We start from the raw sequence: 26,144 nt of genomic DNA, 5'->3' as shown, positions 1-26,144 counted from the left end.
GCAGGTGTGTGCTGGGTTGTGCTTGCGGGTGGCCGGTCGGCGCGGACGAGGAGCTACTGCTTCACACCACCGGTCCCTAGGCCGGACTGCCAGTACCGCTGCAGGAACAGGAACGCGATCACCAGCGGCACGATGGAGACCAGCGAACCGGTGATCACCATCGAGAACAACGCCTGCGATCCCGAGCCTGCCTGCGACGTGGACTGCCACTGCGCCAGGCCCACGGTGAGCGGGTACCACTCGGGACTGTTCAGCATGATGAGCGGCAGGAAGTAGTTGTTCCACGTACTCACGAGTGCGAACAGCAGCACAGTCACGAATCCCGGTGCCAGCAAGCGCGAGACGATGGTGACGAAGATGCGCAACTCTCCTGCGCCGTCGACCCGGGCTGCCTCCTGCAAAGAGGGCGGGACCGCGCCATCGGCGTACACCCGCATCAGGTACACCCCGAACGGGCTGACCAGCGACGGCAGGATCACCGCCCACGGGGTATCGGTCAGTCCCACCTTGGCGAACAGCAGGTACGTGGGGATCGCGAGCGCCGTCAGGGGCACCATGATCGAGCCGAGGATGATCGCGAACAGTGCCGTGCTGCCCTTGAATCGCAACGTGGCGAAGGCGTACCCGGCTGCGGTGGCGAGGACCGCAGCACCGAGGGCGCTGACTCCGGCGTAGACGACGGTGTTGCGGGCCCAGGCGAGAAAGATCCCGTTCTGGAAGGTGAACACGTCACCGAGGTTGCCGAGCAGACTGAAAGAGTCGGCGAACCACAGTCCGAAGGAGGAGAACAGGTCGGCGTTGGACTTGGTGGACGCCACCGAGAGCCACCACAGCGGGAGCAGGAAGTAGGCCACCACGGCGAGCATCACCACGGTGAGCAGCATGCTCGGCCGGGCCCGCGCGCCTGGGCGACGACCACTCGAGGTGGGCGTCGAGGATGTGGGAGCGGGCGCCGTCATCGGGTGGCCTCCTTCCGGGAGGTGCTGAGCTGGAAGATGTAGGAGACGACCATGATCACGAAGCCGAGCAGGAACGCGATCGCGGCCGCGTAGTTCACCTCCTGGCCCACGAAGGCCAGGTTGTAGGCGTACAGGTTCGGGGTGTAGCCGTTGCCGATCACATTCGGGGCGATGGTGCGCAGGATGTTCGGTTCGTTGAACAGCTGGAAGGTTCCGATCACCGAGAAGATGGTGGTCAGCACCAGTGCCGGGCGCAGCGCCGGGATCTTGATGGCGGTGGCGATGCGCACCTCACCGGCGCCGTCCACCCGCGCCGCCTCGTAGATCTCGGTGGGGATCGACCGCAGCGCCGAGTACATGATGATCATGTTGTAGCCGATGAACCCCCAGGTGACGATGTTCATGATCGAGAACAGCATGAAGTCGGCGGAGAGGAAGTCCGGGCTGCCGAGCCCGCTCGCCTCGCCGAGCTGGGCGAAGGGGCCGAAATCGGGACCGTAAAGATACCCCCACATGAGCGCCGAGATCACACCGGGAACGGCATAGGGGATGAAGATCGCCAGGCGCACGAACTTCTGCAGTCGCAATCGACCCGAGTCCAGCACCAGCGCGAACAGCAACGCCAGGCCGAGCATGATCGGTACCTGGATCACCAGGAACAACGCCATCCGGGCCACGCCGCCGGTGAATGTGGCGTCGCTGAGGGCGCGAGCATAGTTCTCCAGGCCCACGAACGAGGTCCCGCCGATGAGCTGCTCGCGGAACACCGACAGGTAGCCGGAGTAGCCGAGCGGCACGATCAGCATCGCGACGAACACGATCATGAAGGGCAGCACGAACAGGTAGCCGGCGCGGGCTTCCCGACGGCGGAGCGTACTGAGCGTGTTCGCGGTGCGCTGCGGAGGTGGCTGGGCCGGGGCAGGGGGTGCGGTAGACGTCATCGTGGTCTCCTTGGGCATGGGTGGCCTGGGCGGGAGCTGCGGTGGGCGGCCGGCGACCGGCCACCCACCGCCGCGCTCACTCGACCGTGAAGCCCTGGGACTCGGCGTACTCGACCAGCTCGGCCTCCCACGCCTGCAGCCCGGCAACGAGGTCACCCCGGTCGGCGATCGCACTGCCGAGGGTCTCGTTGTAGGCGGAGTAGGCGAAGTCCATGAACGGTAGCCACCCGAAGTCATCGGTGGGCACCGTCTCGGAGATCTCCGCGAAGGTGGCGTTCACCTGCTGGCCGCCGTAGAACTCGGACTCCTCGGCGAGGAACTCCTCGGACTCCAGGATGCTCAGCGAGGGCGGGAAGAGGAACTGTTCCTGCACGAACCGTGTGGCGGGCGCTTCTTCGACGTTGATCCACCGGGCCAGTTCGGTCGCCGCGATCGGATTGTCGGTCGAGGAGAGCACCGCGTCGGTGGACCCACCCCAGTTGCCGGAGATGTTCTGGCCTTCCTCCCACTGCGGCAGCGTGGAGGCGGCCCACAGTCCACTGGTGTTGCCGGCGGTGCCCTGCAGGAACACTGGCCCCCAGGCGGCCACCTGCCAGCTGGCATACTTGCCGTTCGCGAGGGCCTGGTACCACTGGTCGTTGAAGTCCGGGTCCACCGAGACCAGGTCGTCGGCGATCAGGCCTTGCCAGTATTCGACTACCTGGAGCACCTCGGGAGAGTCGAGGTCGATGGTCACGGTCTCTGCGCCGTCGTAGGCGAAGGGACGAGCCCCGGCCTGCCAGAGCAGGCCGACGAACTGGCCCGGGTCGTTGCCGGGCATGTTCGTGAGGTAACTGTCCGGCATAGCCTCGCGGTAGTCGGCGGCGGCCTGGGCGAACTCGTCCCAGGTGGTGGGCACCTCGATGCCGGCGTCGGCGAACAGGTCGGTGCGGTAGAGACTGCCGAGCGGGCCGGTGTCCTGCGGGATGCCCCACAGGCCGCCGTCGGCTGAGACCTGGCTCCACACCCAGTCCGGGTAGGCGGCGGAGAGGTCCTCCTGCAGGTACGGGGTGAGGTCGAGCAGGTCGCCGCCGAGGCGGAAGGAGGCCAGGTGCTGGTACTCCACCTGGGCGACGTCGGGGGCACCGGAACCGGCCTGGATCGCTGTGCGCATCTGCTGGTAGTGCTCGGCGCCCTGACCGACGTTGACGTATTCGACATCGATCTCGGGGTAGGCCTCTTCGAACATGTCCACCTGGTTCTGGATGTCGGGCACCCAGGACCAAAAGGTGAGTTCGGTGGGAGTGCTCATCGCCTCTTCGAACTGTTCGGCGGTGATCGCCTCGGTCTCGCCGCCACCGTTGCCGGAGTCGGAGCCGTCCTCGGACCCGCCGGTGCAGGCCACGAGCGCCAGGGCGCTCAGGGAAGCCACCACCGGGGCTGCGGTTCGGCGGAAGGGGTGCGGTTTCATGAGTGCTACTTCCTCGTAGACATCAGGGGTGGTCGGCCCGGGTGGGCCTGGGTGGTCGCCTCAGCGACCGGACGCCGGCGGCGGGGCGGTGCTCCGCCGGACGACGAGCTCGGGGGTGACGATCAGGCGGTCGTCGTGGTGGTCGGCATGGTTGGTGGCGCCTTCGTCCACCAGGGAGGTGAACATCTCGACGGCGCGGTCGGCCAGCTCTTGGAAGTCCTGTTTCACGGTCGTCAGTGGGACGGGGAGGTACTCGGCGTCGGGGATGTCATCGAAGCCGACCACCGAGACGTCCTCGGGCACCCGGCGGCCCGCTTCGGTCAGCGCGCGCAGCAGGCCGATCGCCATCTGATCGTTGCCGACGAACACGGCGGTGACGTCAGGATCGGCGGCGAGCCGGCGGCCGAGCTCGTAGCCGGAGCGGGACGTCCAGTCGCCCATCGCGGGCGTCGTGAGCGGACGGCCCGCCGCCCGGAGCGCCTGCTGCCAGGCTTCGGTGCGGGCTGCGGCGGAGTGCCAGGCGGCCGGGCCGGCGAGATGATGCACAGTCCGGTGGCCGAGTGTGAGCAGGTGCTCGATCGCCGCACGCGCTCCTGCTTTCTGATCGGTGACGGCTGCGGGAAGATGCATGCCCTCGGGCGGATCGCCGACGACGACCGCCGGCTTGCCATGCAGCTCGGTCTCGTCCACTCCCTCGGAGGTGAGCAGGCTGCCCATGAGCAGGCCGTCCACACCGCTGTCGACGAGCCGGCGGATCGCGGCGGTGACGGTCTGGGCGTCCCCGCCTTCGGCGGAGGCGATCAGCACGGCCAGACCCGCGCGGCCGGCGGCGCGCTCCAGGCCCAGCAACTCGGCCGAGGGCCCGTACAGTGCTGTGGCCGGGGTGAGGATCCCGACGGCGTTGCTGCGCTTGCTGACCAGGGCCCGGGCTGCGGCGTTGGGGCGGAAGCCCAGCTCGGCGATGGCAGCGTTCACACGTTCCCGGACGGCGTCGCTCACGTTCGCCTCGCCGCGCACCACCCGGGAGACGGTCTTCTGGGAGACCCCGGCGCGCTGGGCGACGTCGGTCATGACAGGGCGCGCGCCTGAGCCGATCGGGGCGCCGAGCCCGGAGGCGGAGACCGCGCGAGCAGAATCTCGGACGGAGTCCCGGAGCGAGTCCCCGACGGCGTCCTCGCCATCGGTTGACTGCGTAGTCACCCTGGTCATGACTACGTAGTCAACACCGCTTGAGGGAGTCCGTCAACCCCTCCCGAAATCACACGTCAATCTGGCTGGTCGCCGGGACCTCTCCCCGGGAATCACACGTCGATCTGGCTGGTCAGACCAGCCAGATCGACGTGTGATTTCGAGAATGGGGCGTCACGGCCTCGACAGCCGGCCGGGCCGCTACAGGGTGACTTCTCGACCTTGATCGGCCGAGGCGTAGCAGGCGTCGATCACGTGGGTCCGCAACAGTCCGACCTGCCCGCGCGCGTTGTCAGATCCGCTGCGCACCAGCTCGACGAAGTCGGCCACGTTGGCCTCATGCCCGGCGTCGGGGAGCATGTCCGGGACGAGGTTCGCGGGAATCCCGTCCACATCGGTGGTCACGTGGATCTGCGGGGCGTCGGGGCCCTCGACCTCGATCCGCGCACCACCCTCGGTGCCGAACAACTCCAGATAGAAGCGGTCATGGTCGACGAACTGCGCCCAGCTGGCCTCGAGCATGAGCGTGGCGTCGTTGTCGAGCCGGAGCAGGGCAGTACCCAAGTCTTCCACCTCGTACACCGTGGTGTCCTCGGCCGTCCGGGCTCCGACGCCATAGCTGCCGCCACCGCGTCCCCGTGGGCCGAACTCCGCGTAGGTCGCCGCCGATACGGTCCGCACGCCCGGCTCGCCAAGCACGTGCAGCGCCAGGTCGAGGGCGTGGATCCCGATGTCCATCATCGGCCCGCCACCGGCGGACTCCTTTCGCGTGAACCAGGTGCCCAGCCCGGGGATGCCCTTGCGGCGCACCCAGCCGGCTTTCGCGTAGTAGACCCGGCCGAGCACGCCGTCGGCGACCAACCGGCGCAGCGTCCGCGCGGGTGCGCGGTGGCGCTTGTTGAACGTAATCTCCAGGACTCGGTCGGCGCGCTGAGCCGCCTCAACCATCCGTTCGGCCTCGGCGGCCGTGGGGGCCATCGGCTTCTCGCACAGCACGTGCACCCCGGCGCCCAGGGCAGCGATCGCCATCGGTGCGTGCATCGCCGTCGGAGTGGCGATGCTGAGCACATCGAGGTTGGCCTCGGCCAGCATCGCCTCCAGGCTCGCGTAGCGGCCCGGGACGTCGTAGCGCTTCCCGAGCTCGGCAAGCAGGTGCTCCTCCATCCCGGCCAGACCAACCAGCTCCACGCCGTCCAGCGCGTGATACCCGGCCATGTGCTGCTGTCCGGCCCAGCCGAGGCCGACGACGCCAGCGCGCAGTGGTGCGTTCGCCGCCTCCTCACTCATCGGTACTGTCCGGTCTGAACCCTTCGGTGCCTCACTCCGATGCACCTCGTCCCTCGGCGCCCCTCCGTGGGGGCTCCTCGCGCTCATCGGTGCCCCTCCTGCCCTGCCTGCATACCCGGAGCAACGCGCGCGAAGTCATCCGCACTGAATCGCGGCGCGGGCTGACTCACCACATCGGGCCGCTCGAACGTCGCCCGCGGCGAGGGCGCCGCCCACAGCACTCCGTTGGCGATCACCCGCTGCACATCCGGGTGGTGATAGACGGGATACCCCTGGTCACCCGGAGAAAAGTAGAAGACCTTGCCCTTGCCACGGCGCCAGGTGCAGCCGGACCGGAACACCTCTCCCCCGGTGAAGGAGGAGATGAAGACCAGCTCGTCCGGCTCGGGGATGTCGAACAGCTCCCCGTACATCTCCTGACCCTCGATCCGGATCGGGTGCGGGACGCCGTCGGCAATCGGGTGGTCGGGCTTGACCGTCCAGACCAGCTCGGTGTCGTTGCTGTCCCGCCACTGGAGCGAGCAGGTGGTCCCCATCAGGGCCTTGAAGATCTTGGAGAAGTGGGCGGAGTGGAGCACGATGAGGCCCATCCCGGCGAGCACGCGATCGTGCACCTTGCGCACCACAGCGTCATCGACCTTGTCGTGGCCCATGTGCCCCCACCAGGTGAGCACGTCAGTGGAGGCCAGCACCTCGTCGGAAAGCCCGTGCTCGGGCTGGTCCAGAGTGGCGGTACGGACGTTCACCCTCTCGCCCAGGAGCGACGAGATCGCTTCGGCGATCGTGGCGTGCATGCCGTCCGGGTAGAGGGCAGCCATGTGCTCGGCGTCGTGGAACTCGTGGAGGTTCTCGCCCCAGACGGTGACGTTCAGCGGACTCGAGACAGTTGATTCGCGCATCGAATCAACTTACCAGGGCGAGGGCTTCCACCATGACCAGCGAGCGCCTTGATCTCCTCAGCTCGCCAGACCCGGCGCGATACAGAGCGCATGCGGGATCGAAGCGGTGGCGACGGGAGTCGGCACACCGGTGCGCGCATCCAGGCTGAAGCTCGCAAGCGTTCCCGATCGCTGGTTCGCGACATACAGGTACCCATCCGAAATCACGGCGTCCCACGGGTAGTCCCCGCCACTGGGAGCGGTCTCCACCAGGCGCGGCTCCCCGGCGATGTCGAAGGTCGCGATGGTGTTCGGCCCCCTGTTGAGCACGTAGCAGAACCACCCCTGCGGATCGAGCACCACCGCCGAGGGGTAGCACTCCCCCGCCTCACCGGGCGGTCGCGTGGACACCGGCTCACCCACCGCGCCGGTCGCCAGATCGACCGGAATCAGCGTCGCGGCAAGTTCCCCGACAACGTAGGCGAAGGAACCGCGGGCGACCATGTGCCGCGGACCAGTCCCGGGAGGAAGCCTGAGCTCACCGCGCCGGACCAAGCCACCCGTGGCCGTCAGCTCGTACCGCACGATCTGGTCTCCACCCAGATCAACGACGTAGACCTCCCCATCGGGCCCAGCCGTGGTGATCATGTGCGGGTGCGCGGCGTCCTGTCGAGGACTGCATGGGCCACCGCCCACCAGCCGCTCCGTATGCGAGGTCGGCTCGGGCGTGCCGTCCGCCCGCAACGGGAACACGCTGACGTTCCCACCTTCGTAGTTCGCGACCAGGACGAACCGCCCGCTCGGGTGCACGCTGACATGGCAGGCCACCTCACCGCCGGTCGGCTGCGATCCCAGTTGCCCCCAACCGTGCCCGGCACGTTGCCAGGCTGTCAGCGTCGATCCGAGCACGCTGTAGGCCACCTGACGCTGCGCGTCGTAGGCCAGGTACATCGCACCCGTCGACTCATCGCTCCCGGACGTCCCCGCGATCGGCGTGACATCGCAGATGTCGCCACCAGTGACGTCCACCGTGGCGACCCCCTCCCCCACGATCCCGTCGTGAAGCGCGGCACTTCCCACCAGCAGTTCCATACATCCCGTCCATCATTGGTCAGAAGATTCAAACTATTGAGCGTTGCTTCAAACAAACAGAATACCGTAGAGTCGTCGGGACAGAGCATTCGCGGTGGTCACCAGGAGGCCCGATGACCGACGACGGTCCGCGCGTCGTGGGCGCAGAACGCGTGCTGACGGTGCTGCGTGAACTCGCCCAGCGCAGCGGTGGGGCGAGCCTGGACGAGCTGAGCCAGGCCGTCGGCGGATCGAAACCGACAATCCACCGCGCCCTGGCGTCCTTGCGCAAGATGGGCTTTGCCCGGCAGGACGAGCGGGGCTCCTACCTCCTCGGGGATGAGTTCATCCGGCTCGCGTTCGCCAACCACGAGGAACGCCCGGAATACCTGAGGATCCAGCCGGCACTGCAGGCCCTGGCGCACCGGTTCGGCGAGACAGTGCACTACGCCGTACTCGATGGTTCCTCCATCGTCTACCGCGCGAAGGTCGACCCCGCCGAGGGCAGCGTCCGGCTCACCTCGACGATCGGCGGCCGCAACCCGGTGCACAGCACAGCCTGCGGGAAACTGCTGCTGTCCTTCGCCCTCACCAGTGATGATGGCGTCCGCGCTTGGGCGCGCAAGGCCGAGCTGGTCTCCCGCACGCCCCGCACGATCACCGACCCGGACCGGTTCGCCGCCGAGCTCGCCCTGATCCGCAAGCGCGGCTATGCCACCGAGGCCGAGGAGAACGAGACCGGGATCAGCTGCCTCGCGGTTCCGGTCTGGCTCGGCTCACCCACCCTTCCTTCGGGCGCCGTCAGCGTGAGCGCGCTGACCTACCGGACCTCACTGGATTCCCTGGTGGACGCGGTGGCCGAAATCCAGGAGATCGTGGGCACGCCGCGATGACCGCACCGATCATTCTGCGCGGGGGCACGATCGTCGACGGCACCGGTGCCTCACCCAGGCAAGCGGACCTACGGATCGAAGGGGCCGCCGTCACCGGGATCGGGAGGCTCCCGCAACGCCCGAGCGAGGTGGAGGTGAACGCCACCGGACGGCTCATCATGCCGGGCTTCATCGACGCCCACTCCCACGCCGACGGGCAGGTGTTCTCCCCGGAGGTGCAGCTGGCGCTGCTGCGCCAGGGAGTCACCACGATCGTCACGGGGCAGGACGGCGTCTCTTACGGTCCCGCGCACGGCGCAGCGGCCGCGTGGTCGGCGTCGTACTTCGCCGGGATCAACGGGCCCCTCCCTCAGGTGTGGTCCGACGGCGTCACGTGGGCAGAGCTGCGCCGGTCACTGACCGGTGCGGTGCGCGTGAACACCGCTCACCTGCTCCCGCACGGAACGCTGCGCTACCAGGTGGCCGGGCTCTCGCCCGAGCTGGACCGGTCTCAGCGGCACGGCCTGATGGAGTTGGTGGCGCAGGGTCTCGCCGACGGGGCCGTGGGTCTGTCGACTGGGCTGCACTATGTGCCCGGCCTGTACGCGGACGTCGACGAGCTGTCCCAGATCGGGGGGCTGCTGGCCGAGGCCGGGCGACCGTATGTGACACACATGCGCGGGTACGAGGACGAGTCCGTCGTCGGCCTGGGCGAGGTGCACCAGATCGCCGCCACCAGTGGTGTGGCCGTGCACGTCTCCCATCTGCACGGCCCGGCCAGTCTCCTCACCCGCCTGATGGACGATGCCGCTGATGACGGCGTCGATCTGACCTTCGACTCCTACCCCTACCTGCGCGGATTCTCGCTGCTGACGATCCCCCTGCTGCCCGCGGAACTGCTCACACTGGCCCCCGGCAACCTGGTGGACGCGCTCAGTTCACCCGGCACCGCGGGCGACGTGCGGCGGCACTGGGAAGCCTCGGACTACGCGGCCTTCGACAAAGCCACGATCGCCAACGCCCCGGGCTTCGAGGCGGCGGAAGGGCTCACGCTGCGGGCGGCGGCCGAGCAGGCCGGCAACGAGTTGGACTCGTTCGCCATCGAACTACTGCGAGCCACCGGTGGTGCGGTCACGGCGGTGTTCGAGCAGCCGCCCACGAACAGTGAGGCCGATATGCGTGCCCTGCTGCAGCACGAAGGTCACCTGGGCGGCTCGGACGGCATCTTCGTCGGCGGCCACCCGCACCCCCGTGCGCGGGGCACGTTCGCACGCTTCCTCGGCCACCACGTGCGCGAGCTCGGCGATTGGACCTGGACGCAGGCCGCGGAGCACCTCGCCGCCCGCCCCGCTGAACGGTTCGGGCTGGGGAATCGCGGCATTCTGCGTGAGGGTGCGGCTGCGGACGTACTCCTCATCGACCCCAGCCGGGTCACCGACCGGGCAACCTACGCCGAACCGACCCTGCTCAGCGAGGGCATCGAGGACGTGTGGGTGGGCGGAGAGCAGGTGCTCCACGAGGGCACCCTGACCGCCGCACTCCCGGGCCGAGCCCTGACCTGGGACTACTGACCACCACCAGTTGAATCACCAAGGAGAAGACGAGCATGCCTGAGTTCATCATCAGCGACGACCTGCCCACCCCAGCCGGTCCGTACTCGCACGTGGCCAGCCATGGCGACACCGTGTGGACGGCCGGGTTCGGCCCGATGGATCCGGCCACCGGAGCCGTCCCCGAAGGCATCGAAGCGCAGACCGATGCGGTCATCGACAACGTCGAACGCGCCCTGGCCGCCGCCGGCCTCACACTCGCCGATGTCGTGAAGGTCACCGTGCACCTGGAGCACCTGCACGAGCACTTCGCCGCGTTCAACGAGGTCTACGGACGGCGCTTCACCGGTACCCGCCCGGTGCGCACCACGGTCGGTTCGACCCTGATGAACATCCTGGTCGAGATCGACGTGGTCGCCGTCAGGTCCCACTGATGACGATCGGATCGGCCGGCGACTGGGCGATCGACTGGACGCACAAGAGCTTCCCGCCGTCCGGGGAAGGCGTGCGCTCCGACTCGATCGGGGATCAGGGCTGGCACGCGCTCACCGACTTCTCCACACCGCTGGCGGTGCTCCATGAGGACGCGCTCGACCACAACCAGCAGGCGATGAGCGACTTCTGCTCCCGTCACGGCGTGGCGCTCGCCCCGCACGGCAAGACCACCATGTCTCCCGAGCTCATCGCCCGGCAGCTCGCCGACGACGCCTGGGGCATGACAGCCGCGACCGCCTGGCAGGCCCGGGCCATGATCGCCATAGGCGCGACGCGGGTGATGATCGCCAACGAATGCCTCGACCCGGTCGGCTTGTCCTGGTTGGTCGAGCGGATGGCAACTGATGCCGCACTCGAGGTGCTGGTCTTCGCCGACAGCACGGACGCCGTCGGGCGCTTGGATCAGATCGCGACCCACGCCATGCGGCCGCTTCCCGTACTCGTGGAAGTAGGCGAGCCGGACGGGCGAGCGGGGGTACGAGACCACGACACGGGTATCGCAGTCGCCGAAGCGATCGCTGGCGCCGCAGGGCTGCGGCTGGCTGGGGTCGCGGGGTTCGAGGGTGTGGTTGGCAGCTCACGAACCGACGCGACCGAGGCTGCCGCCCGGGCGTTCCTGTCACGGATACGTACCCTCACCGTGGACCTGCTCGACCGGAGTCTGCTCTCGGCCGGGGCGATCCTGAGCGCTGGCGGCAGTATGTACTTCGACCTCGTCGCCGAGGAGCTCACGGGCGTTCCGGGTACCGAGGTCGTGCTGCGCTCCGGCTGCTACCTGATTCACGACCACGGCCTCTACGCCGACGCCACCCCGCTCGGCGGCCCAGAGGGTCTGCACCCCGCGCTGGAGGTCTGGGCTCGCGTGCTCTCCACCCCCGAGGCGGGCCTCGCCATCCTGGACGCCGGCCGCCGGGACATCTCCTCCGACGCCGGGATGCCGCCGCTACTGGCCCGCTACCGCGACGGACACACCGAATCCATCCCCGATGGCGCCGCCCGGATCCGCTCCTTCAACGACCAGCACACCATCGTCGAGACCAGCCACTTACGCGTCGGTGATCTGGTCAAACTGGGCATCTCCCACCCGTGCACCACGCTCGACCGATGGCGAGCCATCCCGGTCATCGACGACCAGTACCGCGTTCGCAGCGCCGTGCGCACCATCTTCTGACCCCCTCACCGATCACAAGGACCACCATGGCCACGACTCCAGTCGTCCTCATCACCGGTGCCGCCGGAGGCATCGGATCGGCGATCGCGCGCCGATTCGCCACCGACGGTGCCGCCCTCGAACTCGTCGACGTCCGCCCGGACGCCCTCGCGGAGCTTGCCGCAGAGCTCGAGAAGCACGATGTGGCCATACACACCCACACCGTCGACATCACCGACGAAGCCGCCGTCGATGCTCTCTTCGCCGAGATCAATGACCGGACGCGCGGCGTCGATGTGCTCATCAACAACGCCGCCTACGCCTACGACGAGGACCTGCTCGAGACCGCGCCTGACCGGTGGGACGAACAGGTCGCCATCGCCCTGCGCGCCCCCTACCTGTGCACCAGGGCCGCCCTGCCCGCCATGCGCGAACGGGGCTACGGGGTCGTCTGCAACATCTCCTCCGTGAACGCCTACCAGTACTACGGCAACGCCGCCTACAGTGCCGCGAAGTCGGGCCTCAACTCCCTCACCCGCAGCACTGCCGTGCGCTACGGCCGCGACGGGATCCGCGCATTCGGCATCGGCGTCGGCACCGTCATCACCCCCGGCGCCTGGGACGAACGACGCCGCCGCGATCCCGGCATCATCGACCGCGTCACCCGCTGGTACCCGGCCGGCCGCCTCGGCACGCCAGAAGACATCGCCAATGCCGCAGCCTTCCTCAGCTCCGAGGACGCATCCTGGATCACCGGAACCACCCTCATGATCGACGGCGGGCTGACAGCCGGGAACAACCTGCTCGCTGCCGACGTGCTCTCTGGCGAGAACTGAGGTTTCGGGTTAGCGGAGGACGTCGTCAACGCTGGTGGCATCGAGAACCCGGTCGGCCCAAGCATCGAGCTCCTCAAGTGTCGCGGACTCAATCCGGACGGTCTGCTCGAGTGAGAGAGGACCGAATCGCTTGACCAGCAGACGGGTCAACGTACGCGCGACCCCTTCAGCACGTCCTTCGGCCCGTCCCTGAGCGACGCCTCGTTCGAGTGTGGTGGACATATAAGCCTCCTGTGCTTCCGGCCCGAGCTGATCGAAGAACGACTTCAACTCGTCTCGTTCTGTGTCACTGACCTGGTAGGCGTACTTCATGATAGCCCCGAACATCTCATCCACCCGGGCGCGCTGCGCCAGCACCATCACGTCATCGACGAACCGCTCCAGTACCGCAGCCAGATGCTGCTCACGGGGCGCGAACATCAGCATCGCCAACACCAACCGCGCCGCCGGCGTCAACGGCGCCGCCAAGAGTTCGGCCACCTCCACGCCTGTCAAGTCATGGAGCACGAACTCATGCCGCGGCAACAACGACCCCAGCACCTCCGCCGCGGCAGGGTCATACAACCCCTCCAAACTGTCCGGCGCGTTCCACCGGCGCTGGCCCTGGTAGACAACCACGGGCACCACCGCCGGCAGCCTCACCGGACCGTCCCCATCATGCGGCTGTCCCGAGCGCCCTCGGCGCCGAGCGCCCAGATGACGACGCCAGATCCGGGTGACATACTCCAGGATCCGCAGCGGCATCAACGGATCAGGGCTCGACTGATGCTCGATCAACACCAGCACATGCGCCGGATCGCCGTTCAACCGGGTGCTGAACAACAGGTCGGTGTACAGCTCGCGCAACTCCTCATCGACGAGCGCCCCGGGCTCGGGCCGCAGCCCCGCCAGATCCAACCCTTGGGCGAGCTCGGGTGCCAACGCTGCAGCCAGCACCGACGCCGCATTCACCGGCTCCCCCACCACCTTCCGGAACACCGCATCATGCGGGTTCGGATGCTCACCGCGGTTCTCCATCCGTGAACCGTAGAACCAGCCACACCCACTCTGCTGAAGTCACCTCAGTGGGTTGTGGACAACCAGTCATCGGGGCCGTGTCTCACCCACGCGAAGGACGCGACCAGGACCGACGATGGTGGCTTGAGTGTCGAAATCTTGCCGATCCACGACACACAGGCCGCCCTCGTGGTCACGAGGAAGCAGCCGGCACCGCAACGCTCGCCACCGACCGTCCCACCGTCCCGTCCGCTGCCCGCTCGACGGCGTTGTACAGCACGGCCGCACCGTCCGGCGTGAAGCAGGGGTGCGGGTGGAAGGGGTGATCACGCACCTGCGTCCGAGCGAGCTCCGTCCGCGCCCCGGTGGCGAGGTCGACGTGAACCACTGAGCTCAGCCCAGCGGCACCGGCCCAGCCGCGCCCGGGCGCGCCCTCCAGGCCAGTTGTGTCGACCACCACGGCCCGGCCGTCGCGGCTGATGCCGCAATGCCAATCCCGGTCGGCCCGCGAGACCAGCACCGGTACGCGCCCGTCAGCGTGCACCAGGTAGACACCGCGGGGACCGACGGGACTGTCACCGTAGGCGACCACCACGGCCGCGGCGTCGTGGAATGCCCACCGTTCATGGCCAAGCCACACGTGCCCACCAGCGTGCCCATCAGGCTCGGCGAGCCGACTCTGATCGACCACGTTCACGCCGTCGGGAGCCGCTGTGGCATGCCACGCCCACACACGATCGGACACGCTCCCGGCCGAGCCCTCGTGGGAGTAAGCGACCCACGCCTCGTCGTGCGGGCAGTAGTGGGCGTGATTGGCATACCACCCATGGCTCACCACCAGCCGGGACCGGCCGGTCCCGCGCTCGACCTCAAGGATCTCGCTCACTCCCGCGCGGCGCCGGACGATCAGCACCCTGGCGCCGTCGCGGGAGATGCTGCACAGCCCGTCCAGCTCCCAACCCGGCGGCACCGCGTACACGACGTCCACATCTGTGCCACGCAGGTCCCGGGCGATCACGCGCCCACCCCACGAGCTCACCAGGACCTCGGCGTCCAGCGCGACATCGAACCAGAGCACCGCCCCGGAACCCACCTGCGGAAACCACTCCGGACCGATCAGTACTTCGCTCGCGCCACCGCGCAGGTCCACTCCGGCGATCCACGGCTGCGGCCCGTAGACCCCGAGAGCGACACAGCGACCACCGCCGTAGAAGCCGTTCGCGTGCGGGTAGGTGAGGTAGGAGTTCCGGAGGCCCACTGTCGACGCCATCACCGCACACCTGAGCCCGTACTGCTGACTGGGGCGTCGAGCTCGTCGAATCCGCACATCTCGAGGCCATAGGAAGCCGCTTCCTCAAGCACCTGCACGAGCCGCTCCGGGTGGACGTGATGGTGCTCGCTGAATTCGGCGATGTCGTGGGCGTACAGCACCAGCACGCCACCGTCGTCTGCCAGGGTGCGTAGCAGTGCCGAGAGAACGCCGGCATCGTCGACATGGGACGAGGTCCCACGCCCGGTATCCCAGCCGCGGGCCGGCAGCACCCGCTGGGAAGGAACCTCCGCCGCGATGGCCCTCCGCGCACTGGCCAGGTCGAGTCCACGCTCCCCGCCACCCCGGAGCCGGTCGAACGTGCCCAGCAACGTGTGATCGCTGACGGCGTCCCGCCGGCTGTTCGGGTAGGCGAAGGTTTGCGCACGGGCACCCAGGGCGCGGAGCGCCTGCACGCTCGGGTCGATCTCGCGCCGCAGGTACTCCGGCGCTCCCCAGGCAGCGATCGTCTCATCGGCGTTGCGGTGGCGAGCGCCGTGCGAGCCGACCGTGTGCCCGGCCCCCAGCAGCCGGCGGAGGCCGGCCTGCTCGCGCTCGTCGAGCAGGTCGGCCTCCACCACGAAGAAAGTCACCCGGGCGCCGGCGGTCTCGAACGCTGGCAATGCCCGCACCCAGCTGCCGATGTTCCGGTCATCGAACGTGAGCAGCAACCGTGCAGTCATGGTCTCCCCTGGTCTGCAGCGGCCGACGGCGGACGGTGAGTTCCGCCGTCAGCCTCCTTCTCATGTGTCCGGCTCGAGCGGGCCGGACACCATCGGTCAGGCGGAACCGTCCAGCCCGACGATCTGCACCGTGCGGAACTTGCTCGGATCCTTCGGCGCACCACCGACACCGCTGCCCCACTCGATGTACCCGGAGCGGGCATCGGCGCCGACCACGTCACCGTCGGCGTCGTTGACCAGGAACGACAGACCCCACACGCCCGCAGGCGGACCGTCATAGCCAAGAGAAGCCCACGGGATCGTCAGGTCGTAGGTGGTGGTGCCGGCTGTCTCGTCGCGGACGATGTCCGCCTCGGCACCGGGAGTGAGACCGGCACTCTGACCGGCCGGCGGGCTGAAGGTGTACACGATCGGCCCGTCGTCGTACAACGAGGCAGCGATCTCCACCCGTTCACCGCCCAGCACCGTGGGGAAGAGATCGTAGGTGTTGAACTGGATGGAATCGACCTGCCAGCTCAGCGCCGGATCGGCCCGGTCGGCCAGGTGCACGTCGTCACTGATCCTCGCGTGCATCACCAGTGCGTCAGCGGTGGAAGTGAACCGCAGATCACCGCCGAGGTCCGCCGCACCCTCGCGCACGCCACCCCGGATCGAGCGCCACTGGCCGATGTCGTTCAGGTCGATCGGGTCCAGTGTGGGCGCATCGGCCGGTTCGATGGGCGAGAAGCTCACCGCGCCCTCGTCGGTCTTCACCTGACCCGACGCCGTGACGGTCACGTCGTATGACTGGTTGGTGAACAGGCGCGCGTCAGCGACCGGTATCAGTACCGTGCCGGACTCACCCGCGGGCACGTCCGTCACGTCGGTCTCGAGTCCTACCGCACCACCCACGGACCAGTCGATCTCCTCGATCGGAAGCGCCGCCGTCGTGGAGTTGTTCGCGATGGAGACCTCCAGCGCGTACTCGAAGCCGCCGTCAGTAGAGGCGATACGAGGCCGCACCGATACCTCGAAAGGTTCAATCACCTCGGTCATGGCACGCACCCGGGTGCCGGCATGCTGTGTCCACGGCCGGCCCCGGTCCTGAGCGCTGGCAATGTCGACAGTGATCTCCCGCTCGCCGAGCAGCTCCGTGGCCGGAAGCATCACCGTGGCCTGCCCGCCCGGGCGCACCCGCGCCTCCTGCTCGACGTCGCCGACGCCGACAAGCACCGTCGGCGGCAACGGGCCAGGGCGGCCAAATGACACCGTGACCGGCACCTCGTTGCCCTGAACCACCTGTTCCGGAACCTCTACCTGAACGGGCGCGCTCGCCGAGGCGATCTGCACCTCGCCACCGACGAACACCGGGGAGCCGGTGAGCTCGAGGGTGTAGTCCCCGGCGCCGATCTGCTGCTCCTGGCCGAACTGGTCGGTCAGGGTGAACCCGTCGGCGGAGGTGACGGTGACGTAGTCGCTGCCGGTGCTCCACATGACGCGGTTGGTGTGCTCCCCGTCCGTATAGGGGAAGGAGTAGGCCGAGTCGGAACCGAGGTTGTCTCGGTCACCCTGCTCGAGCCCGAGAGTCTGCCGGATCAGCGTGGCATGCGAGACGAATCCGGGCTTGGGCGTGATGCCGTGCACGGCCCCGTACTCGTAGCCCTCCACGCTCGGGCAGATCCACTTGTAGCACGAGGTGGCGTCGGCGCGGTTGATCAGGCCGAAGTTGTTCTCCCGTTCGCCCGGATCGAATCCGTCATCGTAGAGGTCATACCAGATGTGCTCGTCGACGCCGGCGGCCTGGGCGAGCACGAGCGCGCGGATCGCCTGGTCGGCCTGCTGCGCCTGAGTGGATCCGGCGGTGTGGGTGGGGTGCCCGTTCTCGGTGACCCGGATCGGCATGTCCGGCGCCTCCGCACGCACCATCTGCACCAGCTGCGGCAGGTTGTCCATCAGATCCGTGCCCTCTTCGGGCGGGGTACCCGGACCATTCTCGGCGTACCCGTAGTAGTTCACGCCGTAGGTGTCGATGAGGTCGAGACCACCCTGGGCGATGAAGTCCTCGGCCCAGGCGAGCTGCACGCCAGCGGTCACCGGAGCGATCACGTTCGCCTCGGGATCCGCGCCATGGATGGCGGCCGAGGTCGGCTCGAGGATCTCCAGGTAGCAGGCGGGCGTGAGTCCGCAGGAGCCGTTGTTGAATCCGGAGGAGTTGTACTCGTTGAGGATGCCCACGTCGTGGGTGATGCCGTTCGAGGAGTAGTACTCCGCCGTGGCGCCGGCGTAGGCCGCGAAGGCAGCGATCGCCTCGTCGCTGGCGGGGGTTCGGCCGTCGTCGTAGAGCGAGTTCTTCAGACCGGCGTTCCACATCGTGTCGATGCCCCGGCTGTTGAGCTCGGTGGTGACACGCACCCCCTCTTCCTCGAAGCCGTAGACGCCGAGCTCCCGCTCGATCGCACCCCAGGTGGTGGCCTGGCGGCTGATGCCATACCCGGCGAGCTCCATGGCGTCGATCAACGCCTCGGTCTCGGCATCCGGCTGCCAGCCGCGGTGGAACTGGGCACCGAAGGTCGCCTCGTCGCCGTCCCAGCCCTCGGGTGGAGCCTCGAGCACGGCCAGGGAGGCGTGCCGGGTGACGGGTTCACCGTTGATCGTGGCGGTCACGTCAATCGTGTAGTACCCCACACCGAGGTGGTTCAGGTCGATCGACGCGTCACCGCTGGTGACCGCGGTGGTCCCGGTCTCCAGGGCGACACCCTGGGAGTCGTTCAGCTGCCAGGTCACCTCCTCCGCCGGGGTGGCCACCTCGATCGCGGCCTCGCCCGTACCGAAGATCGTGGAGGGGCTCATGATCGCCAGGGACTGCAGCGCCGCCAGCGGGGCGTCGGTGAAGGAGATCTGCACGCCGGAGAAGCAGACCGGTGGCATGTTGCCCTGAGCGGCCTTGACGTTGAGCCGGAAATCGTAGCCGTTGGAACGGTTCGCGAAGTTGATGTTGTTCAGCTCGAAGGACGTGGTCCGCCAGGTGTGGGTGTCGGTGAGCTGCTGATTGCGAGAGCCGGTCCACGGATTGGACGTGGAGTCGTAGTGGATGTCGAACCCGCCGGTGCCGACGTCGTAGTAGTCGACGGTGATGACCGCCCGGGTCGCGTCCTCGGGGATCACCTCATCGGCCACGTCCACGTAGGCGTAGCGCACGTAAGGGTCGTTTTGCATCTGCCAGCACTGCACACCATCCACCGTGGTGGTCACTGCTGCTGGATCGGTTTCCCGATCGCCAGGCCGCACACGGTCGACCCCAGTGAGCTCGGGCGACGCTGTGAAGGTGGCCGTCGCATCGGGAGCGATCGCCTGGGCAGTCGGTGCCACCGATCCCAGGGATAGAGCCACTGTTGCCGCCAGAGTGGCGGTGGTCAGGCCCGCGATAGCGGGCCGGGTTCGTCCTCGAGGACGCATGGTGTCTCCTACGTTCGACGTCACTGTCTCGAGTCTGCGAGAAAGCACTTTCGCATACTCTTGATGGCGACCATAGCGCGCAGGGCGCCGCGTGTACAAGCCCAGCAGCCGTGGAGAGGTCACCGGCCCACAGGGGCGTCAGTAGTTGCGAGGAAGTCCGGGCACCCTGGCGTCACCTCTCATCGAGCACGACGGCGGAGCACCCGCCGCTCCGGCAGGTCACCGGCCCACAGGGGCGCCCCGCCGTGGTGAGCCGGACGCGAGTACGGCGGGCCTACGGGCGCAAACCATCTCGAAACGCCGACACCAGTGCGCGCTCGTCCGGGAGACCCTCCCGGTCCTCCTGGGAAAGCTCGTACCGGCTCACGGCAATGGGCTGGTTGGTTCCCGCCAGGGAGTAGCGCACCACGGTGTCGCTCTTGTCGGCGACCATGAGAATGCCCACCGTGGGGAGATGTTTCTCCGGCAGTCGTAGCCGGTCATCGATCACAGAGACATAGAAGCCCAGCTGGCTCGCGTGCCCTGGTGCGAACCGCTCGGTCTTGAGCTCGATCACCACGTAGCGCAGTTGTTCGACATGGAAGAACACCAGATCCGCATAGAAGTCCGAACCGTCCACCTCGAAGTGGACCTGCCGGCCCACGAAGGCGAATTCGTGCCCCAGTTCGCGCAGCGTGTCCACGATGCGTGACGCGAGGCGATCCTCGAGCTCCCTCTCTCTGATATCGCTGTCGCCAGAAAGGAAGTCGAGCGCGTACGGATCCTTCGTCAACTGCTGCGCCAGGTCCGAGTCGGGCGAGTCCAGCGCCGAGGAGAAGTTCGTCGGGGCAGCTCCCTCACGCTCATGCAGACGCGTCGAGATCTGCGCCGCCAGGACCGGACGCGACCATCCGTGGTGAACATCCTTCGCCGCATACCACTCGCGAAGATCCTGATCGTCGAGTTTGTCGAGCATCTCGATAACATGCCCCCACGGCAGTTGTGCAACGGGTCGTTGCACAACTACGGCCTCTTCCGGCCACGCCTGGGCGAACGACCGCATGTAGTGCAGATTCCGGCGCGAGAACCCCTTCATCATCGGGAACTCGGCACGTAGGTCAGCGGCCAACTGCTCGAGCACCTTCGCACCCCATCCATGCTCTGCCTGACGTTCGAGGATCGTCCGCCCGATGCGCCACCACAACTTCAGAAGCTCGGTGTTGGCCTGACGCTGAACCCGCAGGCGCGCCCCATGGACCTCGCGCTTGAGTTGTTCGAGTGTGGCCGCGTAGCCGTCCGGCACCAGTGACGTCATGCGGGCCGAGCGTACGGATCCGCGCCAACACGTGCGGCGCGGTGATCCAAATCTGTGGATATCCGGATATCCACTGCTCGTCCGCGCCTCAGGCGACGGAGCTCGCCCCGACCACCAGACTCACCGGAAGCCGGTGTACCCCGGGATCGTTGCGCCCCTCGACCACGTATTCCGCAGCCGCGGCACCGACAGCGGCGAGCTGCGGGTCCACCGTGGTCAGGTGGCTCCGGCGCCGCGCGACGACGCCCTCCCAGTTGTCCACGCCGACGATCGCCACGTCATCCGGGACGGAGAGGCCACGCGCGAGCAGCACCTTCTCCGCCGCCTCGGCGATCACGTCGTTGGCACAGAAGAGTCCGTCGAAATCGACGCCTTCCTCGAGCAGGCGCAGCATGGCCTGCTCGCCCCACTCGGCCTTCCAGTCCCCTCCGCTGGTCTGCTCCCCGGCCACCTGCACCCCGGCGGCGGCCATCGCCTCATGGAAGCCACGCGTGCGCTCCGTGGCAGGGGCATTGATGTCCACACCGATGTGGGCGATCTTTCGGCGCCCGATCTCCAGCAGGTGCTCGGCCGCGACGCGACCGATCATCTCCCCATCCGGCATGAAGATCGCATCGCCACTGTCGTCCGTGCTGGCAAAGGCATAGGCCACCGGCACCGAGAAGTCCTGGGTCACCGACCGCAGCACATGTTCGGGCCCCTCACCCAGGATGAGCAGCCCGTCGATGCGGCGGGCGAGAAGCTTGCGGACGTTCGCATTCAAGGTGGCGATGTCGAAGTGGGCGTCGTAGTGCAGCGCCGCCTGCTCGTGCCGCCCCAGGAAACTCGTCGCCCCCACCAGGATCGGCCCGGACCAGGTACCGACGGCGTTTTGCGTGAGCAACCCGACCGTGCGGCTGCGTCCCAGAGCGAAGGACTGCGCGAGCGCGTTCGGCCGGAAGTCGAGCCGCTCAGCCGTCTCGACCACCCGCAGGCGGGTCACCTCACCGATTCGGCCGCCGCCGTTGAGCGCCTTGGACGCTGTGGACAACGACACGCCGGCCGCGGCGGCGACATCGCTGAGCGTCACGTTCTTCCGAGCTGCCATGACGCCATGCTAGCGACTACCGGGTATCCGGTTTCGCACATGCGACCTCCCGCGGCCTTCATCACGCATGAGCCTCACAACGGCGGCACAGCCCTACCGCACGCACGGCGCCACGGTTTCCTCGAGTCGATCACGAACCCTCCAACGACTTGACAGCAGCCGACCCCGCTCCCCATACTCGTGCGAAAGCGCTTTCTCATCGTCGGTTCCCGGACGGGCGACACCGAGCAACACGCGGCTGTGGCACCGACGGCGAAGCCGACATGATTCATGAGCGCACCCCCACCTGAGAGAGGTTTCAACGATGAGGCTGTCCCGACGCTGTGTCGCCACCGCGGCACTGGGCACCACCATGGCGCTGGCGCTCGGCGCCTGCGCCGGCACCGATCCGGAAAGCGAGGGCGACCCCGCCGACGTCGACACCGACGCGCCGGTCACCATCACGGTCGGCAACCTGGCTCCGACCGAAAACCCCGAGTCTCGCGAGAACCTGCTCGCCATGGTCGAGGAGTTCGAGGCCGACCATCCGAATATCACGGTCGAGCCGGAGGAGACCACCTGGTCCTCCGACACCTTTATCCCGATGCTGCAGGGCGGCACGCTACCGACCACGTTGGAGATCCCGTTCACCGAGATCCAGGCCCTCATCGGCAGGGGCCAGGTCTACGACCTCACCGACCTCGTGGCAGGCAGTGAGGCACTCTCCCAGCTCGACCCCTCGATTCTGGCCACCGTGCAGGACTCCGATGGCAACATCTACGGCGTGCCCTACCAGGCCTACACGATGGGATTGGTCTATCACCGCGGGCTGTTCGCCGAGGCCGGGCTCGACCCGGACAGCCCGCCGACCACGTGGGAGGAGGTCCGAGACGCTGCACAGCAGATCACCGAGAACACCGACGCCACGGGCTTCGCCACCATGACCACCGACAACACCGGTGGGTGGACCCTCTCCACTCTCTCCTACGCATTCGGCGGGGGGATGGAGGAGGTGGACAGTGACGGCAACGCCACCGCGATCTTCGCCGACACCGGCGCCACCGCCGAAGCGCTGGAGTTCTACCGCACCCTGCGCTGGGAAGACGAGTCCATGGGGGCCAACTTCCTCATGAACCAGGACGACATCATGAACGACCTCGGTGCCGGTCAGCTGGCAATGACGGTCAACGGTGCCGACTCCTACGGCAACCTGGTGGTCAACCGCGGGCTGGCACCCGAGGACTTCGGTGTGGCCGGACTGCCACAGTCCGAGGATGCGCTCGGCACGCTCGCCGGAGGAGCCATCGCCATGGTCAGCCCGAATGCCACTCCCGAGGAGGCTGCGGCAGCGCTGGAGTGGATCGAGTTCGTGAAGTTCCAGCGCTACCTGAACGAGGACGCCGCTGTGGAGTTCGCCTCCAGCCGCGCTGCCGACGACCTCCCCGTCTACCCGCCGCTGCTGCCCGTGCTCGGTGGTGACGTGGAGGAGCAGTACACCGAGTGGATCGCCGAGTACATCAACGCGCCGGTCGAGCAGTTCGAGCCCTACACCTCCACGATCGCCGACATCCCGCTGGTACCGGAACCCCCGGTCAAGGCGCAGGAGCTGTACGCCACCCTCGACGCCGTCGTGCAGGCTGTGCTCACCGAGGAGGATGCGGATATCGACACCTTGCTCTCGGAGGCGCAGACCAGCGTCCAGCAGCAGATCGACGCCGGCTGATCGCCGGGTGGAGGCTGGGCGCAGCACGCCCAGCCTCCACCGTTGCCCCTCATTGACGAGAAGGTTCCCCTCATGTCCGACCTGACGGCCCACGCCACTTCACGCGGGCGTTCCGCCACGACCACCCCCGACGGCGCCGCTTCACCTCGCGGGATGTCCGGCACCCGCGGGCTGACTCGCCCGCGCTCGCGCACCCCGATCACCTGGGTGCGCCGTGGCGGGCTCAGCACGCTGGTGTTCATGCTCCCGCTGCTCATCGCGTTCGGATTCTTCTCGTGGTGGCCGATCCTGCGCTCGGTCATGATGAGCCTGCAACGCACCAACTTCGTCGGAGCCGCCGAGTGGATCGGCTGGACCAACTTCATCAACGTCTTCAACGATCCACTGCTGGCCACCGCCGTCTGGAACACCACGCAGTACACGTTGGTCTCGGTGCTGATCGGATTCCCGGTCCCGATCCTGCTGGCGATCTTCATCGGCGAGCTGCGCCGGTCCCGGCCGGTGGCCAGCGTCCTGGTCTACCTGCCGGTGATCATCCCCCCGGTGGTGGCCGTGCTGCTGTGGAAGCAGTTCTACGCACCCGATGCGAACGGCCTGTTCAACCAGGTGCTCGGCTGGTTCGGTGCAGGACCACTCGGCTGGATCAACGACGTTGACCTCGTGATCCCGGCGATCATCGTCCAGGCCACCTGGGCGGGGTTCGGTGGCACCACGATCATCTACCTGGCTGCACTGCGCTCGGTGCAGACCGAGCTGTACGAGGCAGCCGAGATGGACGGCGCGAAGATCTGGCGGCGCTTCTGGCACATCACCCTCCCGCAGATGCGCGGCGTCATGCTCATCATGTTGCTGCTGCAGCTGATCGGGGTGTTCCAGATCTTCGCCGAGCCCTACATCATGACCGGCGGCGGGCCTGCCAACCGCAGCGTCTCGGTGCTGATGCTGATCTACCGCTACGCCTTCATCCAGGGTGACTACGGCAAGGCCACCGCGCTCAGCCTGCTCCTCGCCCTGGCTCTCTCCCTGCTCTCCGCCCTGTATCTGTGGGCCACCCGGCGTTGGAGCCAGACATGACCGCCACCAGTTTCCGGGCGCGCCGACGCGCCGATGCCGCCGCATTCGCCTCCGAGCGCTCGATCCTCTCGGTACACGACCGCAAGCAACCCGGTGTGCGAGTCGGGTTGACTCTCCTGTCCATCCTGGTGGTGGGCACGCTCGTGCTGATCTCGGCCGGCCCCCTGCTGTGGCTGTTCAAGTCGGCTGTCTCGAGCACACAGGACATCCTGCGCGACCCGTTCGGGCTGTGGCCCAGCGGCATCCAGTGGGGCAACCTGTACGACGCATGGACCCGCATCGAGTTCGGCAAGTACCTGGGCAATACGGTGTGGATCGCCGTCGGATCCTGGTTCTTCGGGCTACTGGTCGCCACCACCGGCGGCTACGCGCTCAGCGTGCTCAGGCCTCGCTACGGCAAGGTCGTCTCCGCACTGGTGCTGGCCACCTTGTTCATCCCGGGTGTGATCAGCCTCGTCTCGTTGTACCTGACCGTGCTGGATGTGCCATTGGTCGGGGTGAACCTGTTGAACACTTTCTGGGCCGTGTGGCTGCCTTCGGCAGCAAACGCCTTCAACGTACTGATCATGCGCCGGATGTTCGACGCCCTCCCCCATGAATTGTTCGAGGCAGCGAAGATCGACGGCGCCGGACCGTTCCGGATCTTCGCATTCCTGGTGCTGCCGATGTCGACTCCGATCATCGGGGTGGTCTCGCTACTGACGATCGTGCAGGCGTGGAAGGAGTTCCTCTGGCCGCTGCTGGTGCTACCGGACGCGGACAAGCAGCCCCTCTCGGTGGCTCTGCCCCGGTTGCAGGAGACCGCTGAGACCTCGTTGATGATGGCCGGAATGTTCATCTCCGTGATCATCCCGGTGGCCCTGTTCCTGCTGTTCCAGAAGCAGTTCCTGCGCGGCGCCGGCCAGGCAGGAGCGCTCAAGGGATGAGTACGAATCCGCCGACGGCGGCCCATGCCTCGCCGCCTCGGCACGCCCTGGTCACGGGTGCGGCGGGCCTGATCGGCCGCGCCGTGCTCCGGCACCTGCGCGCCTGCGGGATCCGATCGACAGCGCTGACACTGACCGATCCCGGCGATCTCGGCGATCTCGGCGCCGATCGCGTGGTGGTCGGCGACGCCACTGACCCGGCCCCCGTCGCTGACAGTCTCACCGGGGTGGACGCGGTGATCCACCTCGCGGCGATCCCGGCGCCGTCCCTGGCGAGCGGGCCTGAGGTGTTCGGGATGAACACCCGTGCCACCTACACCGTGCTGGACCTGGCCGGCCAGGCCGGGGTGCGCAGGATCTCGATCGCGAGCAGCATCAACGCCCTGGGAATCCGGTTCAGCGCCGATCCGGCGGCCGCTCCCGCCTATCTGCCGCTGGACTCCGACGCACCGACGATCGCCGCCGACAGCTATTCCCACTCCAAGTGGGTGGACGAGGCCACCGCCGCTGCCCTGGCACGACGGCACGGCTTCGACGTCGTCTGCCTACGCCTGCCACTGGTGGGTGGGCTCGGTGAGGTCCCCGAGCTGGACGACCGGCTCCTCGCCGATGCGAGCCGAATCGCCCGGGACCCCTCCGCGGGAGCCCCGGACCTGTGGCTCTATCTGGAAACGCGGGACGCCGCGGCGGCGATGGCGGACGCCCTCTCACCTCGCGTCCACGGCGCGCACGTGGTGCACGTGGCTGCGCCCCAGACCAGCGCCCCCTACCCCACCGAAGACCTGCTCAACCGGTACTGGCCAGGGGTGGAACGCCGTCGGAAGTTCCTTGGCCGGACCGCACCGGTGGACCTGACGGCCCCGACCGAACTGTTCGGATTCGCGCCCCAGCACCTGCTACCCCCGGACCTGCGGCTTCTTCCTGACCCGATCGCAACCCCCCTGAACTGCTGAGGATACAA

General features: G+C 67.7%; 22 protein-coding genes. 9 read left to right on the top strand and 13 right to left on the bottom strand.

All coding sequences use genetic code 11. The features are described 5' to 3' along the window. Positions 1-53: 53 nt before the first annotated feature. The 7 genes from IM660_RS04860 to IM660_RS04830 form a co-directional block, all read right to left on the bottom strand. On the bottom strand, positions 54-959 hold the full coding sequence (locus IM660_RS04860; RefSeq protein WP_193498279.1) for a carbohydrate ABC transporter permease: 906 nt from the start codon (positions 957-959) through the stop codon (positions 54-56). Beyond that, entirely contained in the window at positions 956-1,900 is a 945-nt protein-coding gene (locus IM660_RS04855) for a carbohydrate ABC transporter permease (protein WP_193498278.1), read from the bottom strand. The genes IM660_RS04860 and IM660_RS04855 overlap by 4 nt, the downstream gene beginning before the upstream one ends. Positions 1,901-1,976: 76 nt before the next feature. Further along, complete coding sequence (locus IM660_RS04850; protein ID WP_193498277.1) at positions 1,977-3,350, bottom strand: ABC transporter substrate-binding protein; 1,374 nt, start codon at positions 3,348-3,350, stop codon at positions 1,977-1,979. Between the two features lie 60 nt (positions 3,351-3,410). Then, positions 3,411-4,559 carry a LacI family DNA-binding transcriptional regulator gene (locus IM660_RS04845; protein WP_193498276.1) on the bottom strand — a complete coding sequence of 383 codons (1,149 nt, stop codon included), beginning with the start codon at positions 4,557-4,559 and terminating at the stop codon, positions 3,411-3,413. A gap of 180 nt (positions 4,560-4,739) precedes the next feature. After that, on the bottom strand, positions 4,740-5,825 hold the full coding sequence (locus IM660_RS04840) for a Gfo/Idh/MocA family protein (protein ID WP_193498275.1): 1,086 nt from the start codon (positions 5,823-5,825) through the stop codon (positions 4,740-4,742). 83 nt (positions 5,826-5,908) lie between these two features. Then, entirely contained in the window at positions 5,909-6,724 is an 816-nt protein-coding gene (locus IM660_RS04835; RefSeq protein WP_193498274.1) for a ThuA domain-containing protein, read from the bottom strand. Positions 6,725-6,781: 57 nt separating this feature from the next. Further along, positions 6,782-7,795 carry a lactonase family protein gene (locus IM660_RS04830; protein ID WP_193498273.1) on the bottom strand — a complete coding sequence of 338 codons (1,014 nt, stop codon included), beginning with the start codon at positions 7,793-7,795 and terminating at the stop codon, positions 6,782-6,784. Positions 7,796-7,908: 113 nt separating this feature from the next. Here IM660_RS04830 and IM660_RS04825 point away from each other — a divergent pair, with 113 nt between their 5' ends. From IM660_RS04825 to IM660_RS04805, 5 genes are read left to right on the top strand one after another with little or no spacing between them, the layout of a single operon-like run. Beyond that, positions 7,909-8,667, top strand: a complete 759-nt coding sequence (locus IM660_RS04825) for an IclR family transcriptional regulator (protein WP_193498272.1) — start codon at positions 7,909-7,911, stop codon at positions 8,665-8,667. Continuing rightward, positions 8,664-10,217, top strand: a complete 1,554-nt coding sequence (locus IM660_RS04820; protein ID WP_193498271.1) for an N-acyl-D-amino-acid deacylase family protein — start codon at positions 8,664-8,666, stop codon at positions 10,215-10,217. Before IM660_RS04825 ends, IM660_RS04820 begins: the two co-directional genes overlap by 4 nt. Before the next feature lie 35 nt (positions 10,218-10,252). After that, a complete protein-coding gene (locus tag IM660_RS04815) occupies positions 10,253-10,630 on the top strand; it encodes a RidA family protein (protein WP_193498270.1) in 378 nt (125 codons plus the stop codon). Beyond that, complete coding sequence (locus IM660_RS04810; protein ID WP_193498269.1) at positions 10,630-11,862, top strand: alanine racemase; 1,233 nt, start codon at positions 10,630-10,632, stop codon at positions 11,860-11,862. The genes IM660_RS04815 and IM660_RS04810 overlap by 1 nt, the downstream gene beginning before the upstream one ends. 26 nt (positions 11,863-11,888) lie before the next feature. Continuing rightward, positions 11,889-12,677, top strand: a complete 789-nt coding sequence (locus IM660_RS04805) for an SDR family NAD(P)-dependent oxidoreductase (RefSeq protein WP_193498268.1) — start codon at positions 11,889-11,891, stop codon at positions 12,675-12,677. A gap of 9 nt (positions 12,678-12,686) precedes the next feature. Here IM660_RS04805 and IM660_RS04800 read toward each other — a convergent pair whose 3' ends face one another. The 6 genes from IM660_RS04800 to IM660_RS04775 form a co-directional block, all read right to left on the bottom strand. Further along, complete coding sequence (locus IM660_RS04800; RefSeq protein ID WP_193498267.1) at positions 12,687-13,694, bottom strand: Rpn family recombination-promoting nuclease/putative transposase; 1,008 nt, start codon at positions 13,692-13,694, stop codon at positions 12,687-12,689. A gap of 172 nt (positions 13,695-13,866) precedes the next feature. After that, the gene (locus IM660_RS04795) at positions 13,867-14,943 is read right to left on the bottom strand and encodes a hypothetical protein (RefSeq protein WP_193498266.1); all 1,077 of its coding nucleotides are present in this window, start codon (positions 14,941-14,943) and stop codon (positions 13,867-13,869) included. After that, positions 14,943-15,665, bottom strand: a complete 723-nt coding sequence (locus IM660_RS04790) for a polysaccharide deacetylase family protein (protein ID WP_193498265.1) — start codon at positions 15,663-15,665, stop codon at positions 14,943-14,945. The genes IM660_RS04795 and IM660_RS04790 overlap by 1 nt, the downstream gene beginning before the upstream one ends. Before the next feature lie 96 nt (positions 15,666-15,761). Beyond that, complete coding sequence (locus tag IM660_RS04785) at positions 15,762-19,013, bottom strand: DOMON domain-containing protein (protein WP_193498264.1); 3,252 nt, start codon at positions 19,011-19,013, stop codon at positions 15,762-15,764. A gap of 361 nt (positions 19,014-19,374) precedes the next feature. Further along, the gene (locus tag IM660_RS04780) at positions 19,375-20,394 is read right to left on the bottom strand and encodes a PDDEXK nuclease domain-containing protein (protein ID WP_193498263.1); all 1,020 of its coding nucleotides are present in this window, start codon (positions 20,392-20,394) and stop codon (positions 19,375-19,377) included. A gap of 88 nt (positions 20,395-20,482) precedes the next feature. Continuing rightward, positions 20,483-21,481 carry a LacI family DNA-binding transcriptional regulator gene (locus tag IM660_RS04775; protein ID WP_193498262.1) on the bottom strand — a complete coding sequence of 333 codons (999 nt, stop codon included), beginning with the start codon at positions 21,479-21,481 and terminating at the stop codon, positions 20,483-20,485. Positions 21,482-21,785: 304 nt separating this feature from the next. Between IM660_RS04775 and IM660_RS04770 the strand changes: the two genes are divergently transcribed. The 4 genes from IM660_RS04770 (at position 21,786) to IM660_RS04755 (ending at position 26,136) form a co-directional block, all read left to right on the top strand. Beyond that, positions 21,786-23,183 (top strand): extracellular solute-binding protein, encoded by a 1,398-nt coding sequence (locus tag IM660_RS04770; protein ID WP_193498261.1) that lies wholly within the window; start codon positions 21,786-21,788, stop codon positions 23,181-23,183. A gap of 72 nt (positions 23,184-23,255) precedes the next feature. Further along, positions 23,256-24,257, top strand: a complete 1,002-nt coding sequence (locus tag IM660_RS04765; RefSeq protein WP_246465142.1) for a carbohydrate ABC transporter permease — start codon at positions 23,256-23,258, stop codon at positions 24,255-24,257. Continuing rightward, a complete protein-coding gene (locus tag IM660_RS04760) occupies positions 24,254-25,183 on the top strand; it encodes a carbohydrate ABC transporter permease (protein ID WP_193498260.1) in 930 nt (309 codons plus the stop codon). Before IM660_RS04765 ends, IM660_RS04760 begins: the two co-directional genes overlap by 4 nt. After that, complete coding sequence (locus IM660_RS04755) at positions 25,180-26,136, top strand: NAD-dependent epimerase/dehydratase family protein (protein WP_193498259.1); 957 nt, start codon at positions 25,180-25,182, stop codon at positions 26,134-26,136. The genes IM660_RS04760 and IM660_RS04755 overlap by 4 nt, the downstream gene beginning before the upstream one ends. The last annotated feature ends 8 nt before the right edge of the window (positions 26,137-26,144 follow it).

This window comes from Ruania alkalisoli, from assembly GCF_014960965.1.
GTDB lineage: Bacteria > Actinomycetota > Actinomycetes > Actinomycetales > Beutenbergiaceae > Ruania > Ruania alkalisoli.
This window is presented reverse-complemented; position numbering and strand designations above follow the sequence as displayed.

Coding starts and splice junctions, on each gene's coding strand:
- IM660_RS04795 (WP_193498266.1), bottom strand. CDS start 14,943: ATGGCGTCGACAGTGGGCCTCCGGAACTCCTACCTCACCTACCCGCAC.
- IM660_RS04790 (WP_193498265.1), bottom strand. CDS start 15,665: ATGACTGCACGGTTGCTGCTCACGTTCGATGACCGGAACATCGGCAGC.
- IM660_RS04830 (WP_193498273.1), bottom strand. CDS start 7,795: ATGGAACTGCTGGTGGGAAGTGCCGCGCTTCACGACGGGATCGTGGGG.
- IM660_RS04820 (WP_193498271.1), top strand. CDS start 8,664: ATGACCGCACCGATCATTCTGCGCGGGGGCACGATCGTCGACGGCACC.
- IM660_RS04810 (WP_193498269.1), top strand. CDS start 10,630: ATGACGATCGGATCGGCCGGCGACTGGGCGATCGACTGGACGCACAAG.
- IM660_RS04770 (WP_193498261.1), top strand. CDS start 21,786: ATGAGGCTGTCCCGACGCTGTGTCGCCACCGCGGCACTGGGCACCACC.
- IM660_RS04840 (WP_193498275.1), bottom strand. CDS start 5,825: ATGAGTGAGGAGGCGGCGAACGCACCACTGCGCGCTGGCGTCGTCGGC.
- IM660_RS04775 (WP_193498262.1), bottom strand. CDS start 21,481: ATGGCAGCTCGGAAGAACGTGACGCTCAGCGATGTCGCCGCCGCGGCC.
- IM660_RS04815 (WP_193498270.1), top strand. CDS start 10,253: ATGCCTGAGTTCATCATCAGCGACGACCTGCCCACCCCAGCCGGTCCG.
- IM660_RS04845 (WP_193498276.1), bottom strand. CDS start 4,559: ATGACCAGGGTGACTACGCAGTCAACCGATGGCGAGGACGCCGTCGGG.
- IM660_RS04780 (WP_193498263.1), bottom strand. CDS start 20,394: ATGACGTCACTGGTGCCGGACGGCTACGCGGCCACACTCGAACAACTC.
- IM660_RS04825 (WP_193498272.1), top strand. CDS start 7,909: ATGACCGACGACGGTCCGCGCGTCGTGGGCGCAGAACGCGTGCTGACG.
- IM660_RS04850 (WP_193498277.1), bottom strand. CDS start 3,350: ATGAAACCGCACCCCTTCCGCCGAACCGCAGCCCCGGTGGTGGCTTCC.
- IM660_RS04760 (WP_193498260.1), top strand. CDS start 24,254: ATGACCGCCACCAGTTTCCGGGCGCGCCGACGCGCCGATGCCGCCGCA.
- IM660_RS04835 (WP_193498274.1), bottom strand. CDS start 6,724: ATGCGCGAATCAACTGTCTCGAGTCCGCTGAACGTCACCGTCTGGGGC.
- IM660_RS04765 (WP_246465142.1), top strand. CDS start 23,256: ATGTCCGACCTGACGGCCCACGCCACTTCACGCGGGCGTTCCGCCACG.
- IM660_RS04755 (WP_193498259.1), top strand. CDS start 25,180: ATGAGTACGAATCCGCCGACGGCGGCCCATGCCTCGCCGCCTCGGCAC.
- IM660_RS04860 (WP_193498279.1), bottom strand. CDS start 959: ATGACGGCGCCCGCTCCCACATCCTCGACGCCCACCTCGAGTGGTCGT.
- IM660_RS04855 (WP_193498278.1), bottom strand. CDS start 1,900: ATGACGTCTACCGCACCCCCTGCCCCGGCCCAGCCACCTCCGCAGCGC.
- IM660_RS04805 (WP_193498268.1), top strand. CDS start 11,889: ATGGCCACGACTCCAGTCGTCCTCATCACCGGTGCCGCCGGAGGCATC.
- IM660_RS04800 (WP_193498267.1), bottom strand. CDS start 13,694: ATGGAGAACCGCGGTGAGCATCCGAACCCGCATGATGCGGTGTTCCGG.